We start from the raw sequence: 682 nt of genomic DNA, 5'->3' as shown, positions 1-682 counted from the left end.
ATTATAGAGAAAGACATACAAACGAGAAAAACCGCCCATGCTTTGGTCGGCAGGCGGTTTTTCATAATAAGGTTGGAATCAACCAATATATATTCTATATACATTCTAACATATAAAAGTTGATTCCTTCCACTAAGGGAGAGAATTATTTTATGATAAAAGTTGTAGATTTTGGACAAGCTGAAAAAAAGGCAAAAGAAAGAGATAGTAAAATTAATAGCATTTATGAAAAACTTGAAGGTAGTGGTGGACTTTCTGAAGAAGAAAGAATCATTATGCTACAAGTATTAAGTAAAATGTCTGGTGGAGAAGAGTACTTTATAGGGAAAAAGAAAAAACCTACAGATCGGGTGAGATTTGTCCAAATGATTACAGAGAATATTGATTATTTATGTGAAATTGGCTATTTAACTCAACCAGAAAAGGCATTTTTATTTGATATTTCAAGATTTCTAGAATTTAAATCAAATGTCATTGTTGAAAAAAATGCAGATGATGATATAAAACCGAATACGGCATCTCCTAGTTATTTAGCTAAGAAATTAGGGAAAACAAGGACTTCTATTTCAAAAATAATGAATGAATTGCTTGAAAAAGGGGTTTTAGGAGTTGCAGAAACAGGTGTAATAACTGAAGATGGAAGGACTTGTTCAGCAAGAACTTGGTTTGTTAACCCCAATAT

1 protein-coding gene is annotated in these 682 nt (G+C 31.5%); it reads left to right on the top strand.

What is annotated here, in order from left to right; translation table 11 throughout:
• Positions 1-152: 152 nt before the first annotated feature.
• Positions 153-682: MarR family transcriptional regulator (locus JDS92_RS30065; RefSeq protein WP_199633041.1), on the top strand; the 530-nt coding region annotated here is incomplete at its 3' end.

This window comes from Bacillus cereus group sp. N12 (genome assembly GCF_016483575.1).
Classification (GTDB): domain Bacteria; phylum Bacillota; class Bacilli; order Bacillales; family Bacillaceae_G; genus Bacillus_A; species Bacillus_A toyonensis.
This window is presented reverse-complemented; position numbering and strand designations above follow the sequence as displayed.